The 14599-nt window shown below is 47.2% G+C and carries 17 protein-coding genes; 5 read left to right on the forward strand and 12 right to left on the reverse strand.

Going from position 1 to position 14599, the window contains the following annotated elements:
• Positions 1-131: 131 nt before the first annotated feature.
• Complete coding sequence (gene mobB / locus RB160_RS14285; protein WP_316571098.1) at positions 132-668, reverse strand: molybdopterin-guanine dinucleotide biosynthesis protein B; 537 nt, start codon at positions 666-668, stop codon at positions 132-134.
• Positions 656-1921, reverse strand: coding sequence for a molybdopterin molybdotransferase MoeA (locus RB160_RS14290; RefSeq protein ID WP_316571099.1), 1266 nt, complete (start codon positions 1919-1921; stop codon positions 656-658). The genes mobB and RB160_RS14290 overlap by 13 nt, the downstream gene beginning before the upstream one ends.
• Positions 1922-2142: 221 nt before the next feature.
• Between RB160_RS14290 and ric the strand changes: the two genes are divergently transcribed.
• On the forward strand, positions 2143-2838 hold the full coding sequence (gene ric, locus RB160_RS14295; protein WP_316571100.1) for an iron-sulfur cluster repair di-iron protein: 696 nt from the start codon (positions 2143-2145) through the stop codon (positions 2836-2838).
• Positions 2839-3227: 389 nt separating this feature from the next.
• Here the strand turns inward: ric and moaA are convergent, their stop codons facing one another.
• Positions 3228-4244, reverse strand: a complete 1017-nt coding sequence (gene moaA, locus RB160_RS14300; protein WP_316571101.1) for a GTP 3',8-cyclase MoaA — start codon at positions 4242-4244, stop codon at positions 3228-3230.
• A 389-nt stretch (positions 4245-4633) separates the two neighbouring features.
• Between moaA and RB160_RS14305 the strand changes: the two genes are divergently transcribed.
• Positions 4634-5338, forward strand: a complete 705-nt coding sequence (locus tag RB160_RS14305) for a Crp/Fnr family transcriptional regulator (RefSeq protein WP_396954723.1) — start codon at positions 4634-4636, stop codon at positions 5336-5338.
• A 249-nt stretch (positions 5339-5587) separates the two neighbouring features.
• Here the strand turns inward: RB160_RS14305 and RB160_RS14310 are convergent, their stop codons facing one another.
• The 5 genes from RB160_RS14310 to RB160_RS14330 form a co-directional block, all read right to left on the reverse strand.
• On the reverse strand, positions 5588-6745 hold the full coding sequence (locus tag RB160_RS14310) for a TIGR04053 family radical SAM/SPASM domain-containing protein (protein WP_316571102.1): 1158 nt from the start codon (positions 6743-6745) through the stop codon (positions 5588-5590).
• 343 nt (positions 6746-7088) lie between these two features.
• Positions 7089-7991 carry a reverse transcriptase-like protein gene (locus RB160_RS14315; protein WP_316571103.1) on the reverse strand — a complete coding sequence of 301 codons (903 nt, stop codon included), beginning with the start codon at positions 7989-7991 and terminating at the stop codon, positions 7089-7091.
• A gap of 255 nt (positions 7992-8246) precedes the next feature.
• On the reverse strand, positions 8247-8585 hold the full coding sequence (yedF, locus tag RB160_RS14320) for a sulfurtransferase-like selenium metabolism protein YedF (RefSeq protein ID WP_316571104.1): 339 nt from the start codon (positions 8583-8585) through the stop codon (positions 8247-8249).
• Positions 8586-8646: 61 nt separating this feature from the next.
• Positions 8647-8955: a metal-sulfur cluster assembly factor gene (locus tag RB160_RS14325; RefSeq protein ID WP_316571105.1), complete on the reverse strand. Its 309-nt coding sequence runs from the start codon at positions 8953-8955 to the stop codon at positions 8647-8649.
• Positions 8956-9011: 56 nt separating this feature from the next.
• A complete protein-coding gene (locus RB160_RS14330; protein ID WP_316571106.1) occupies positions 9012-9833 on the reverse strand; it encodes an alpha/beta fold hydrolase in 822 nt (273 codons plus the stop codon).
• Positions 9834-10038: 205 nt separating this feature from the next.
• Here RB160_RS14330 and RB160_RS14335 point away from each other — a divergent pair, with 205 nt between their 5' ends.
• The 3 genes from RB160_RS14335 to RB160_RS14345 all read left to right on the forward strand — a co-directional run bounded on the left by RB160_RS14335 (position 10039) and on the right by RB160_RS14345 (position 11356).
• Positions 10039-10863: a Cof-type HAD-IIB family hydrolase gene (locus RB160_RS14335; protein WP_316571107.1), complete on the forward strand. Its 825-nt coding sequence runs from the start codon at positions 10039-10041 to the stop codon at positions 10861-10863.
• 149 nt (positions 10864-11012) lie between these two features.
• Positions 11013-11165, forward strand: coding sequence for a hypothetical protein (locus RB160_RS14340; protein WP_316571108.1), 153 nt, complete (start codon positions 11013-11015; stop codon positions 11163-11165).
• A 2-nt stretch (positions 11166-11167) separates the two neighbouring features.
• The gene (locus tag RB160_RS14345) at positions 11168-11356 is read left to right on the forward strand and encodes a DUF3813 domain-containing protein (protein ID WP_316571109.1); all 189 of its coding nucleotides are present in this window, start codon (positions 11168-11170) and stop codon (positions 11354-11356) included.
• A gap of 136 nt (positions 11357-11492) precedes the next feature.
• Here the strand turns inward: RB160_RS14345 and RB160_RS14350 are convergent, their stop codons facing one another.
• The 4 genes from RB160_RS14350 to RB160_RS14365 form a co-directional block, all read right to left on the reverse strand.
• Positions 11493-11843 (reverse strand): hypothetical protein, encoded by a 351-nt coding sequence (locus RB160_RS14350; protein WP_316571110.1) that lies wholly within the window; start codon positions 11841-11843, stop codon positions 11493-11495.
• Between the two features lie 306 nt (positions 11844-12149).
• Positions 12150-12659: a hypothetical protein gene (locus tag RB160_RS14355; RefSeq protein WP_316571111.1), complete on the reverse strand. Its 510-nt coding sequence runs from the start codon at positions 12657-12659 to the stop codon at positions 12150-12152.
• A gap of 90 nt (positions 12660-12749) precedes the next feature.
• Positions 12750-13556 (reverse strand): BsuPI-related putative proteinase inhibitor, encoded by an 807-nt coding sequence (locus RB160_RS14360; RefSeq protein WP_316571112.1) that lies wholly within the window; start codon positions 13554-13556, stop codon positions 12750-12752.
• A gap of 85 nt (positions 13557-13641) precedes the next feature.
• Positions 13642-14484, reverse strand: a complete 843-nt coding sequence (locus RB160_RS14365; protein ID WP_316571113.1) for a YitT family protein — start codon at positions 14482-14484, stop codon at positions 13642-13644.
• Between the last annotated feature and the right edge of the window lie 115 nt (positions 14485-14599).

The raw sequence follows: 14599 nt of genomic DNA on the forward strand, positions 1-14599 counted from the left end.
CCCGCAGGACGGGCCTGCCCTCCGGAGGGAACCGGCTTAAGACCTCGAGGGGCTAGGCGCTGAAGCTGGATTACGATAACTTGTTTCGAGTTGTTTTCAAAGTAATGAAAAAAAGTGCCAGGCCCCATCAGTTATTTCTGTGGTTCCTGGCACTCGATTTTCCCAAGTATTAATTTTGCGAGGTAGTCAGGGGTTTCTTTGTCCAGTAGTGGGTAAAACGGGTATTCAGCTTTCACCTTTGGCTCAACATCCCAGTACACGGCTGCGATGATGTTTTCTAGTTCAAGTAAACCTTTGTCCTCCTCCGCGTTTCGGAGCAGGATGATTTTCGGATAGGAGGCGGATTTATGCCCCTCGATTAATATCACATGGGGATTGAATGCAGAAAGAAGGTTTATTTGGTCCTCAAGCTGCCATAATTCCTTTTCTGCCTGAAGGACAAGCCGGCCGCCGCCTTCAACGAGGGCCGCGGCAGCACCTGCGGATATATGCCTGCTTGAATCCTTCCCCGCCGGAATGTCGGGCTTGCCTCCATGCCCATGGTGCTTGATGGATGCAACATCCAACCCTGCCTCTTTAAGCAGCCGGATCAAGGATTCCGCGAGGGTTGTTTTCCCGCTGTTCTGGTAACCCGCGAGCTGAATAACGAATGGCCTTACCATGGCCATTCGCTCCCTTCCTGGTCTTCAAGCATAAGCACTTCAACTTCCATGCCCGCTTCAAACCCTCTCGTCCCCCCAGGCAAAATCATCAGCGAATTCGCACCGGCCAGGCTCATGACAATATTGGATTTATCAAGCCCGCTTGGCGTGGCGACCAGCCGCCCTTCCTTAAAAGAAATGGTGCTGCGGACAAATCGGGTAAACGGGTTAGCTTTTGGGAAATCGGTATCAAGGACTGCCAATTCTTTACGCAAATGTGGCTTTTCAGAACAGAGCATTGTCCTGATGACCGGCCTTGTAAACAGCTCGAATCCTACATAGCAGGCGGACGGGTTTCCAGAAAGCCCGAACAGAAGCTTGCCGTTATGCACAGCAACTGTTGTAACGCTCCCCGGCCGCATCGCCACTTTATTGAACAAAACTTCCGCTCCAAGTTTTTCATAAATCCCCGGAAGGTAATCGTAATCCCCGACCGAAACACCACCGGTTGTCACAAGGATGTCGACTTTATCAAGCGCGTTTTTAACAGCCTCAAAACACGTATCGAAATCATCGGGAAGGCTGCCGAAATACTCCACTTTCCCTCCGGCCCGTTCAATTTGGGCAGCAATCATATATGAATTGCTGTTCCGTATTTTTCCTGGTACGAGCGGTTCATCCACATCTAATAGCTCTGTGCCTGTCGCATAAAGGCCGACTACTGGCTTTTTTGCAGCCGGCACGTTCGCATATCCGAATGTCGCAAGCATTGCCTGGATGCCAGGATTAATAAACATACCCTTTTTTACAAGCACTTCCCCTTCTTTTGCATCCTCTCCCTGAAAGGAGACATTTTCGCCCTTTTTGATTTTCCGCTTGATGGTCATATAGTTTTTGCCATCGCGCTCCGCCGTTTTGACGAGTTCGAGCATTATGACCGCATCGGACCCTTCCGGCATCATCGCCCCGGTCATAATCCTGACAGCCTGTTTTTCGCCGAGTACTTTTGACGTCGTTTGGCCAGCTCCGATATGGTCGATTACTTCGAATTCCACCGAATTGTCAAGCCCTGCTTCCTGTGTATCGATTGATCGGACCGCAAACCCGTCATACGGGGCCCTTGTGAAATGGGGGACATCGCTCGTGGCGACCAAATCTTCCGAGAGAAAACGGCCATAACTCTCATTAATTGATATGAATTCGGTATTACCCGATTGCCTGCAATCCATAATTCGCTTCACAGCCTCGCCGATAGCTATCGGCCTCCTCATTTCAACCATGCCATCATCTCCCGCACCTTAACAATATATACATCTCCCTTATAAGGGTAGCCGAAACCCCATTCGTTGGCAAATAAGGAATGTGAACGTTTATTGGCAAAATCAAGCTCCCATTGAAAAAAGTTCTCAGGTGTGATGCGCGTCACCATATTTCCAAAAAGAGTGTCGTATTCTTAAGGTAAGAAAATAATTATTACCTTTTTCAAGGAGGATATAAAAATATGTTACAAACATACTCAGAACAAACTCTTGTCCGTGATCTTGTGAATGAATTTCCTAAAACAGCCGATGTATTCAAAAGTGTAAGGATTGATTTCTGCTGTGGCGGGGCAACGCCGATTGTGGATGCTGCCGCTGCTGGAGGCGTCGACCTCGGTACTCTGATGGCAAACCTGGCCGATGTGATTGAAAAAAGCAGCAGTACTGAGACCGACTTGAAGGTTTGGACCGATTCCGACTCCGATACAATCATCGACCATGTCATCGCGGACTACCACAACCCGCTTCGCGAAGAATTTTTGAACCTAAGCCCATATGTCACTAAGGTTTCCCGTGTCCATGGCGGCCACCGCCCGGAACTATTGAAAGTGTATGAGCTTTATTACGAGCTGAAAAAAGAAATGCTCGAGCACGTCGCCAAAGAAGAAGAAACCGTCTTTCCATTAATCAGGCAGTTGGATGCAAATACGATTGAAGACCGCGAGCATGCTTTGAACTACATTAAGGAGCTCGAAAAAGAACATGATCATGCTGGCGCGCTTTTGAAGGAGCTACGCGAAATCACTTCCGATTTCACCCCGCCAGCCGATGCTTGCGGCACTTACCGCCTTGTCTACAAGAGGCTTGAAATGCTGGAAGAGCAAACGTTCATGCATGTTCATCTCGAAAACAACATCCTGTTCCCAAGGTATTTTTAAAACTATTGGAAAAGTAATAGCCTGCCGGATATATAGCCGGCAGGCTTTTTGTGTTTCATTAAATCCAATAGGGATACTTTCTGGAATTGGTGTTTACATTAATAGTTCGGTGTTTGGCATTATTATCGGGTTACCCGGCTTTATTATCCGGTTACCCGGCTTTATTATCGGGTTAATCGGCTTTATTATCGGGTTAATCAGCTTTATTATCAGGTTAATCGGCTTTATTATCGGTTATCCGGCATTATTATCGGTCATCCGGCATTATTATCGGTTATCCGGCATTATTATCGGTTATCCGGCTTTATTATCGGGTTCAATCGGCACCCCGTTAAAAAATTCAAAAAAGAGGCCGCTCCCGACACGCGTCCGGGCTCAGCCTCTTCAACTTATCCACCAATATAGGACATCTCGATTTTCTTCCGATTTGCAGCCGTTTCCTCGGTCCGCTCATCGGAATAACGGTCACCGCGCCCCTGCCAAATCGAAGCGATCCGCTCTGCAAGCTCCTCATCCGTCGCACCGTTCCTAAGGAAATTGCGGATATCATGCCCGTTGCCGTTGAACAGGCAGGTGAAAAGCTGGCCATTCGCCGACAGACGCGATCGGGTACAGCTGCTGCAAAACGATTCCGATACCGAAGTAATGAACCCTACGTCAATATCGGTCCCTTTATAGCGGTATAGCTTGGCCACCTCGCCAAAATAAGCAGGTTCCAGCGCCTCAAGCTCAAACTTCTCTTTCAGAACATCATAAATCTGTTTTTTCGTAACAACATCATCCATCTTCCAGCCGTTTGTGCTGCCGACATCCATATATTCAATGTAGCGGAGCTGCAGCCCATTCTCTTTGCAGTATTCAGCCATCGGAAGAATTTCCTGGTCGTTCAAGCCTTTTTTCACAACCATATTCACCTTAACACCCAGGCCGGCCTTCCTTGCAGCTGCAATACCGTCAAGGACCGGCTTCGTACCAACATTCCGGCCGTTAATCTCCCCGAACAGCTCGTCATTCAAGCTATCAAGGGAAACGTTAACCCTGATTAGCCCAGCCGTCTTCAACTGTTCCGCAAACTTCGGAAGCAGCACTCCGTTCGTTGTCAGGCCAATGTCGCTTAACCCATCAATTTTCGAGAGCTTTTCAACGAGGATTGGTAAGTCTTTTCGGAGAAGCGGCTCTCCGCCGGTCAGACGGATCTTTTCCACTCCGAGCCCAACGAAAATTTTCGCCAGCCTCTCAAGCTCTTCATATGTCAACAGCGCGCTTTTTGGCAAAAATACGAAATCCGGGCCGAATTTATCCGCGGGCATACAGTACTGGCAGCGGAAATTGCAGCGGTCGATAACCGAAATCCTTAAATCTCTCAGCGGCCTATTCAACTTATCTTTTATAATGGATTTTTCCATTTTATCAGCTCCAATATTCAGGATATAGCCAAAACCGCTTCCTTGGCTTTAAGGAAACCATCAGCATTTCCAGCCGCCCCGAAAGAATAGCCCATGGACCGAGCGGACGCTTTTCCAAAAACACATACCAATAACCACATAAACATAATGTTAACTTTATTATCTATACATTCTAGCACATCTTTACCCTCTTTTGGTAAAAGAGGACCGCTTTGGATGAAGAATTCAAATAAAGTTCACTTTTCTTTCAAAAGCCCCAAGAGCTTTCCAGTTTTCACTATATTGTCATTGTTATCGACGTCCCTAAGGAAGAAACTGATATACAATGAGAGTAACAAAAATCACAGACAACTAACTGGCAAATTAAAAAATGTAAAGAGGTGGCACCTATGGGAGCTGTAAAGGCCATGAAACCAACCCACTCCATCGAAATAAAAGAACTTTTGCGATTCGCAGACAGAAAATTCCGTTCGGAACGGGGCTCCTACTTATTCCAGGAAGGGATGGAAGCGGAAGAACTGTACATCGTCCTCTCCGGCAAAATCCAAATCAGCAAGATTACTTCCGACGGACGGGAGCTATCGCTCCGAATATGTGGAGAAAACGATATTTGCGGCGAACTGACCCTGTTCACGTCCAACCCGAAATACCTTCTAAGCGCCAAAGTCCTTGAGGAAGGCGAGATCGCTGCCATACGCAAAGACGTCATTGAAACGGAAATTTTCCAAAACAGCACACTTGCATTCGAATTTATGAAATGGATGAGCGACCATTTCCGCAAAACCCAAACAAAATTCCGCGACCTCGTATTGAATGGAAAACGTGGCGCCCTGTTCTCGACACTCATCCGGATGACCAACAGCTACGGCATCCACAAGCCGGACGGCATCCTAATCGACCTGCCGCTGACCAACCAGGACCTCGCCAACTTCTGCGGCACATCTCGCGAAAGCACCAACCGGATTTTAAGTGAACTAAAGCGTGACGGCCTCATCTCAATCAAAAAAGGTAAAATCACTATCCACGACCTAGAATACCTCAAACTCGAAATCGGCTGCGAAAACTGCCCCGCCGTATACTGCAGCATTGAATAACAAGGATGGAGCCCCCATCCTTTTTTCTTTTGCCTTTTGTAAAAATTGGCCCAGGCTGAACGAAATCCGCCAACATCCTGCCCCCACCCGGCCCAAAAAGACAGCCGGAGCGAATGTCGTTCCGGCCACCCCTTATGTGAACAGGTTGCCCGTTGCGCTGGGCAACCTGTTTTTTTAAAAAGCTTTTAAAAGAGTGTTAGCCTTTAACGGAGGTTACCTCCTCTTTAAGGTATGTGCCTCAAGGAATTGTTATTGCACCTGCTTCTCCCTTAGTGCTTTCGGGATGTACACACAGAATGGTTCGCTCTCCAGGTAATCGCCTGTCATTGCGTATGCCCGGGAACGGGATCCGCCGCACACATGGCGGAATTCGCAAACGCCGCACTTTCCTTTGTACTCATCCGGATTGCGGAGTGATTTGAAGATCGGTGATTCACGATAAATTTCGGCGAGAGGTGTTTCCCTGACATTCCCCGCCTTGATTGGCAGCAGCCCGCTCGGGTACACATCGCCGATATGGGAAATGAACACAAAGCCGTTGCCGTCATTCACGCCCATCGGCGCCCGGCCGAGCCCATCGATTGAACCGGTGAGCCCGTGGGCGGTCAAGGCGTTCAAATATTCGATTTCTCCCTGCTGCTCCTTGGCCTCGTGCATTTTTTGCTGGATAACCACACGGCGGTAATGCTGTCCTGCCGTTGTTTTAATATCGAATTTGACCCGTTTGCTCAACTCATAAAGCCACCTGAACACATGCTCATGCTGGACCGGGGAAATCATGTCGCTCTCCTGCCCGCGGCCTGTCGGCACAAGGAAAAACACGCTCCACAGGACACATTCAAGCTCTTCCATCAGGTTCGCCATTTCTTCAAGGTAATCAATATTATATCGGGAAATAACTGTATTAATTTGAATCGGTATTTCAAGCTCATGCAAATACTTGATTCTTTCGAGCGTCAGGTCAAATGACCCAGCGGTTCCTCTGAAATGGTCATGTATTTCAGCATTCGGCCCATCAAGGCTGAACGCCCAGCGGGACAGGCCAACCTCTTTCGCCTTCTCGATTGCTTCCTTCGTAACATTCGGCGTGGCGCTTGGGGTCATCGAAACACGCACGCCCTTCTCGACGGCGTACTTCGCTATATCAAATACGTCTTTGCGCATCAACGGATCACCGCCGGTAAACACAAGCATTGGATTTTGCATTTCATATATTTGGTCAATCAGGTGCTTTCCTTCTTCAAATGTCAGCTCACGCGGATCGCGCATATACTGCGCCTCGGCCCGGCAATGCAGGCACTTCAGCTGGCACGCTCGCGTCAACTCCCAAATCACTATAAACGGATTTTCGTTAAAATCCCTCGCATATGGGTTCTTTTTCATCATCATTTCCGGGTTAAAAGCCATGAATAACGCCTCCTAAATGGCTGGCTCTCACTAGCCTTATTACTAGTATTATAAAATCAACTACCCAACGGAAAAGTGACATTCATCACACAAAAACCTGTTAATATGGCATCTTTGTGAAAGCCACTGAAGCAGACGATGAAGGAGACGCATCCATTGCTTCTTTTATGCGATAACATCAAAACTATCTGTTTTACAAGATGCATAAAATAAAAACAGCCACTCACTGCGGCTGTCTCCATGCTTATCCTAATAAACGTATAAGTAATAATAGTAAATTCTACAGGAACTTAGGATTGATTTCCGCTACACAAGGAAAGCTTCCGAGAATAATCGTTTCGCATTAAAGCGGAAGCGGATCCATTTTGGCAACTTTGTACTCCTGGCTTAATTTATGAGCAGTTTTATAAAGGGCATTTTTTCTCCCACCATTCAAATCCCCTGAAAACCTGATTTCTACTTTCCCTTTTAACTCATTCCATAACCGGTTAAATTCCTGAAGCTGCGGCCTTATTGATTCCTTATATTTTCTCTCATCAACTTCCATTCTTTTAACAAGGTTCTCCTGATCCGTCACGATTAGAGCTTTATTCATCCGCTTACTTTTAATTAATGTCAGTGCCTCAAGGACCGCCAAAAATTCACATACAACAGCTTTATCGGTTTTTACATTTTTCACTTTAGACCAGCCAGTGGCCGTTTCCCAATTATCGACCATGACTATACCTGCCCCTGCTTTACCCTTTTCAAAATTGTAGGAGCCATCAACAATAAAAACGGGCACATCTTTAGGATTTTCTACGCAAAAGGGCTTAAGGCATTTTTCTACCGGCGTTTCTGCCCCAATCTCTACTCCTTTTTTGTAAAAGCCAAGAATGTCGCCTATATGGTAAAAACGTTTTTCTCCCACATCCGCGTAAGGCATGCCCTTATTGCAAAGATTGATTAAGTAAGCCTTGCGTAGCCTTAAAGTTGCAATCGCAATGTCTTCGGTCACATACTCCTTCAGTGTCCGGCCCTTTTCGTCACGAAATTGGCTTTCCAGCCGCTCCTGTGAAGGCTTGTACACCTTCAGCCAATCCACGGCTTCGCTTTCCAAAAAACGATACTGATTGCCAAATAGATAATGGGGCATTCCATCTTCAAGAAAAGCATTCAATTGGGATTTAGATACTTTCAGTTTTTGCTGGAGTTCCGCTTTTAAAAGCAATACTTCCGGATTTTCCATCTTTGTTTTATCGGCCATTTTCCACCTGCGCCCAATTAATTTTACATAGAATAATGAAACTCATCTCTTTGCACCAAGTTTTTTCTTTGAAATAGTTCCAGAAGAATGATAGTGAAATTCGGGAAGTGGCTTATCAAGCAATTTTCCAAAACCCACCCTTAACACCTCAATTTCACCAAAACAATCCAACTTTTTTAAACACTATTTCTAAAGACGGATGATAACCAAGCTGGCAAATTAAAAACAGCAGCGCGACGGCTGCTGTTTTTTGGTTTAGGATATCGTTAGAACCTCGTGTTCTGAGGCAAGGCTGATAAAATCACCCATCGTGCTAATTTTTCCAACAGTGAGCTTATCTTCAACGCCATAGTGGTCGACGCATGTTTTGCACGCGAGGATTTCCACGCCTTTCTGCTCTAGCTCCTTCAAGTGGACGGATACAAAAGAATCATCCGTCATCAGGTAAACGCCCGAGTTCATGCAAAATACGGCCCGTGGCAAGTCTTCCCTCTGCTTAAGAAGTGTAAAGAACGTTTCAAGCACGCTCTCGCCAAGCTGCTCGTCCCCCCTTCCCAGCTGGGTAGAGGTTGCCAAAATCACTTTATTCTTCAAAAGTTTTCCCTCCTTGAACTGCCCCTGACCCTAATTGCAGGGATCTTTCAGCGAATGCTTCCTACCTAATGCCCAATGCAATTTTTGCGTAGCGGGACATCATATCCCTTGACCATGGAGGGTTAAACACGATGTTGACTTCAACGTCCTTTACTTCAGGAATATCGGCAAGGGCGCGTTTTACCTGGTCGACAATCGTACCCGCAAGCGGGCAGCCCATCGATGTAAGCGTCATTGTAACGGTCGCCTTTCCTTCGTCATCCATTTCAACATCATAAACTAGCCCAAGATTGACAATGTCAACTCCAAGCTCCGGGTCAATAACCAGTTCCAAGGCTCCCATAATATTATCTTTTAATTCCTGATTCATCTTCCATCTCTCCTTAAAAGTATTTTTTAAAATGAAAAAATTCATTTGTTGCGTTTTCAACTATTGAACAGTTCAACCGCGGCTTCTTCTTTGGCCGCCGATTCCTTGGCGCGGCCCAAATGTTCGGCAAACCAGTCCACAAGGGCGTACGTCCCTTTCCGGGTAACCTTATGCCCGGAAAGCTTTTCGGAAACAAACGCGATTTCAGCTGCACCCCCGGATTCCTTCAACAGCTTCTCGTAAAATTCCCATGCATAACGGTGGGGCACTACCGTATCGGCTTCCCCATGCCAGAACAGCAGGGGCCGCCCGTCCACCTTCTCCGGCTGGAGGCTTAAATCATACGGTCCAAGCGCATCAATCCGTTGAGCCAATTCCTCATCGGTAAACGGAAGCTGATAGCCTCTTTTCCGCAACTCGTCCACTTGCCAGCAGGCCATATCACGATAGCTTGGCGAGCCCATCAAACTGACGGCCGCCCCGATCCAATCGTATTGCGTCAATGCACCGAGCGTGACAATCCCGCCCATCGACGTTCCGGCAAGGCCAATTTCTCCCGGCGATGCAAGGCCGCCCGCCACATAAAAATCCTTAATGGTATTTACTTCATGGATGGTTTTTATTACAATATCCCAAAACCTTCCTGACAACTCTTCCTCGCCAAGCCCCTCATCGCGCTCGCCATGAAAGGGAGCATCGGGAAGGACAGCGCGGAAACCCCGTTCAGCCAAAAGATACGCGATGTGAAGGTTATTTTCCTTGGCGCTCGTAAAGCCATGGACAAAAATCGCCAATGGCAGCTTTTCAACCAGCTTCTTTTCCTGGACAACCTCTAGAACGGGAATACTGTTTACAGACTCTTTACGGATAACGACCAAAGATGAAACCTCCATACTTCATAGTAAGTTTACCGAATCTAAACAAACGGCAATGTGATTTTTTTTACAGGCAAGCTGTATAATTGGTAACATAGTGACTATGGAAACCGCAAAAAGAATTACAACTTTAGTTTACCATTTTTGCGGCGGCATTCATAAAAGTATACCTTGGCGACAAGGAATTCACGGACAAAAAGGAGATACCATGGCAAACAGACACTTGATTGCACTCGATTTGGACGGAACACTACTCACAGACGATAAAACCATTACCGAAAAAACAAAACAAACACTCATGGCGGCCAAGGAACAAGGCCACATCGTCATGATTTCGACCGGAAGGCCTTACCGCTCAAGCGAGCCATACTACCATGAACTGCAACTCGACACCCCCATTGTCAATTTTAACGGCGCGTTCGTCCATCACCCAACGGACAAGTCCTGGGGAACCTACCACACCCCACTTGATATCAGGGTCGCAAAGGATATTGTCGAGGCGTGCCGTTCGTTCACATTCCATAACATCATCGCGGAAGTCATCGACGACGTATACTTCCACTACCATGACGAGAAACTCCTCGACATCTTCAGCTTCGGCAACCCGCGGATAACCTCCGGGGACCTTGCCGAATACCTTGAGGACTCGCCAACAGCCATGCTCATCCACACCGATGAGGAGCATGTCCAAACAATTCGCAAGCACCTGAGTGACGTCCACGCCGAAGTCATCGACCATAGGCGCTGGGCCGACCCGTGGCACGTCATCGAAATTGTCAAAAGCGGTATGAACAAAGCAGTCGGCCTCAAACGAGTCGCCGATTTCTACGGGATTCCCGCCGAACGCGTCATCGCTTTCGGCGACGAAGACAACGACCTGGAAATGATCGAATACGCGGGCCGTGGCGTCGCAATGGGCAACGCCATCAGCCAGCTCAAAACGATCGCCAACGACATCACCCTAACCAACGAAGAAGACGGAATCGCCATCTACCTCGAAGAAACGCTCAATTTGAAAAAGCGCATTTACTAAATATTTCAAGTGCTTTTTTGGAAAAATTCCCTTCGGGGCCACCGCACCAGGAAGGGTTTTCCATTTTATCCTCCATACGATACGAGCATACTAACCAATGAAGCAGCAACGCTGTTTCGGATAAAAGCTCATAAATGGAGGGATTTCGAATGGGCAGAAGAACCAAATCGAAACGCTTTGTCAAGCAGGGCGCAGACGCTGTTGCGAGACACAGTCAGCGCATCCCGTACCATACGACCTATGCGGAAGCGGAAGCCCGGAAGATGGAAAATAACAGGGAATCCTCTTACGGAGGGATTTAGCAATGGCAAACCAACTTTTTCAACAAGCCAGAAAGTACACCGCTCTTGCAATGGAATCATCTCCTGAAGAAAGGCCGGACGCTGTCGCCAAAGCGAAAAACGCGCTTAGTTCAGCCTACGCCAATACAACCTTTGCCGAGCAAAGGCAGCTGGCGGAAATGCAGGAGCAACTCGACAGCCTTGGCGGCTAGCTGCCGCACCGCAATTTTCCTTGGAGCGTGAACCCTGTGTTCCAAACCGCGCGACCAGCTAAACCAAAACGGACGTAATGAGCAATGAAAAGGCCGGCACCTTTTGGGGTTCCGGCTTTTTCACTTTTTTAGGCGACTATGAGCTTCTTTCTATCCTATCACCGCGTATCGGATTCTGTCGTAAATCTCGATTTGTACCACACCTTTTTTGTCCCCAATCAATGTCACTCATCCGGATTTGAGTGACTTCCTGTTCGGATTGTCCCCAATCAATGTCACTCCTCCGGATTTGAGTGACTTCCTGTTCGGATTGTCCCCAATCAATGTCACTCCTCCGGATTTGAGTGACTTCCTGTTCGGATTGTCCCCAATCAATGTCACTCCTCCGGATTTGAGTGACTTCCTGTTCGGATTGTCCCCAATCAATGTCACTCATCCGGATTTGAGTGACTTCCTTTTCGGATATTGCCCACTCAATGTCACTCATCTGGATTTGAGTGACTTCCTTCCGTGATTTACCCCACTCAAAGTCACTCTTCTAGATTTGAGTGACTTCCTTTTCGGATATTGCCCACTCAATGTCACTCATCTGGATTTGAGTGACTTCCTTCCGTGATTTACCCCCATCAAAGTCACTCATCTAGATTTGAGTGACTTCCTTTTCGGATATTGCCCACTCAATGTCACTCATCTGGATTTGAGTGACTTCCTTCCGTGATTTACCCCAATCAAAGTCACTCATCTAGATTTGAGTGACTTCCTTTTCGGATTTACCCCACTCAAAGTCACTCATCTAGATTTGAGTGACTTCCTTTTCGAATTTACCCCACTCAAAGTCACTCATACGGATTTTAGTGACTTCCTTTTCAGATTTTACCCAAACAAAGTCATTCATACGGATTTGAGTGACTTCCTTTTCGGATTGTCCCCAATCAATGTCACTCATACGGATTTTAGTGACTTCCTTTTCGGATTTACCCCAATCAATGTCACTCATCCGGATTTGAGTGACTTCCTTTTCGGATTTACCCCAATCAAAGTCACTCATACGGATTTGAGTGACTTCCTTTTCGGATTGTCCCCAATCAATGTCACTCATACGGATTTTAGTGACTTCCTTTTCGGATTTACCCCAATCAATGTCACTCATCCGGATTTGAGTGACTTCCTTTTCGGATTTACCCCAATCAAAGTCACTCATCCGGATTTTAGTGACTTCCTTTTCGGATTTACCTCCATCAAAGTCACTCATCCGGATTTTAGTGACTTCCTTTTTGAATTTTGCCCAATCAAAGTCACTCATCTGGATTTGTGCGACACCTTTTCCACATATTAATCTGGTTGAAACACTCTGTAAAGTTGCACGTGACAGCTTTCAATGGAAAGCGACTGCCTACTCCGCCCCCCGGAACTGTTCAAGAATGACCGCGAGCGGCTGGCCCGATATGGAGCCGTCTTTCTTTTCATAGAGATTCAGGATCAGTGCGCCATTTTTCGGGAGTTTCCCGGCCGGTACTGTAATCGGTATTTCAAATTCCGCCCATTTAGGAAATGATGTGCCACTTGAAAGCCTCGTTTCTGGAATCAACTGACTATGTCCATCCTCCACTGTATAAAAAAACTCTCCTGTATAGGGTCGCGCCTTACCGGTTACTTTGTAGCTTCCGTTTGCCCCCTGTGCCCTCACATCCATGAAAATGGTTTGGTCACCAGGCTCTTCAGCGGGCTTTCCTTCCTGCCTGGGAGGCGGAATGGAGAATGTCGTTTCGGCATTTAAAGCAGACTGTACGGGTGCCTTTCCATTAATACTAGTCGGCAATACCTCTACAATCACTTTGTAGGTTCCCGCAGGTACATGGATTCCGTCTTCCGAGTAGTTCCACTTTTCTTTCCATTCCTTTGTACCGCCCGCAGGAATCGTTACGTTCTGTATTGCCTGCAGGAAAGCTCTTCCTTTTGAAAACAAAAAGACTTCGCCCCCACTTTCATCCAGCACGGTAATTTCATAAAATTGCGATGTTGGAAACTGCAACCGCGCCATTTCTGTGCCGCTGTTCTCGAGCTGTATCCGAATCACCGCTTCCTCAGCGCCCGGTTCAGCCTGCACATTCAGCCTCAGCCCTTCCTGGATTCCCTCATCGTTTTGCGCGATAGGGAGCCAAAACGATAAAAAAAGCCAAGACGCAATTGTTAGGTACACTGCCATTACCTCCTAATTTATTTTCTGGAATTTCTGGCCCAACTTTATGAGCCCGATGATTTCACGCAGTTCCTTGCGTAATTCGTCAATCCTTCCTGAAGAACCCGATCACTCCCGTTGTTGGAACGATATTCGTAAACGCTTGCGGATCGGTCTGCCTGATAATGCGCTCCAAATCGAACAGCTCGTATCGGGTAATCACAATCATTAAAATTTCTTTATCCTCGTTTGTAAATGCCCCCTTTGCCTGAATCGACGTTATGCCGCGGAAAAGCTTCGTTTGAATCGCCTTTTTCAGCTCAGGCGCATTTTTTGCCACGATTAATGCGGTCAGCTTTTGGGCGCGCGTATGGATAGCGTCAATTACTCTCGTTGAAGCGTACAGGTTTACCAACGTGTAAAGTGCTTTTTCCCAGCCAAATAAATATCCAGCTGTAAGTGTGATGATTGAATTCAGTGCAAAAAAGTATGTCCCGACCGGCTTGTCTTTCATCCTGGACAATATCATCGCAATGATATCGAGGCCACCGGTTGACGCGCCCCATTTCAATGTTATGCCTACCCCTATTGCCGAGATAACCCCGCCAAAAACTGCATTCAAAAGGATATCGTTTGATATGTGAATGACCGGGATGAGCTCAAGGAAAAAGGACATCAACGCGACACTGATGAAACTGTAAATCGTGAAAGACTTTCCCACCTTTAGCCAGCCAAGAATCGTGACCGGGATGTTCAGTAGGAAGAGCAAAAAACCAGTCGACACAGTAAGCGGCGTAGCCTCTGTTAGAACCCTGGAAAGGAGCTGGGCGACCCCGGTAAACCCGCCGGAATACACATCGGCGGGAATGAGAAACAGATTAAGCCCAACCGCATTCAGCAGCGCCCCAATCAAAACAACCACAAGCTTCTTCACATGCAGCCAAACCATCCAATCCTCCCCTTTCCCTCACCCGATAATTTCGACAAACTTCGGGTGGTGCCTGGCACTGTTCGGTTTTCGACAAATTTCGGGTGGTGACAGGCACTGTTCGCATTTTACTGCC

The sequence above is a fragment of the Neobacillus sp. YIM B06451 genome (assembly GCF_032667185.1).
GTDB lineage: Bacteria > Bacillota > Bacilli > Bacillales > Cytobacillaceae > Bacillus_D.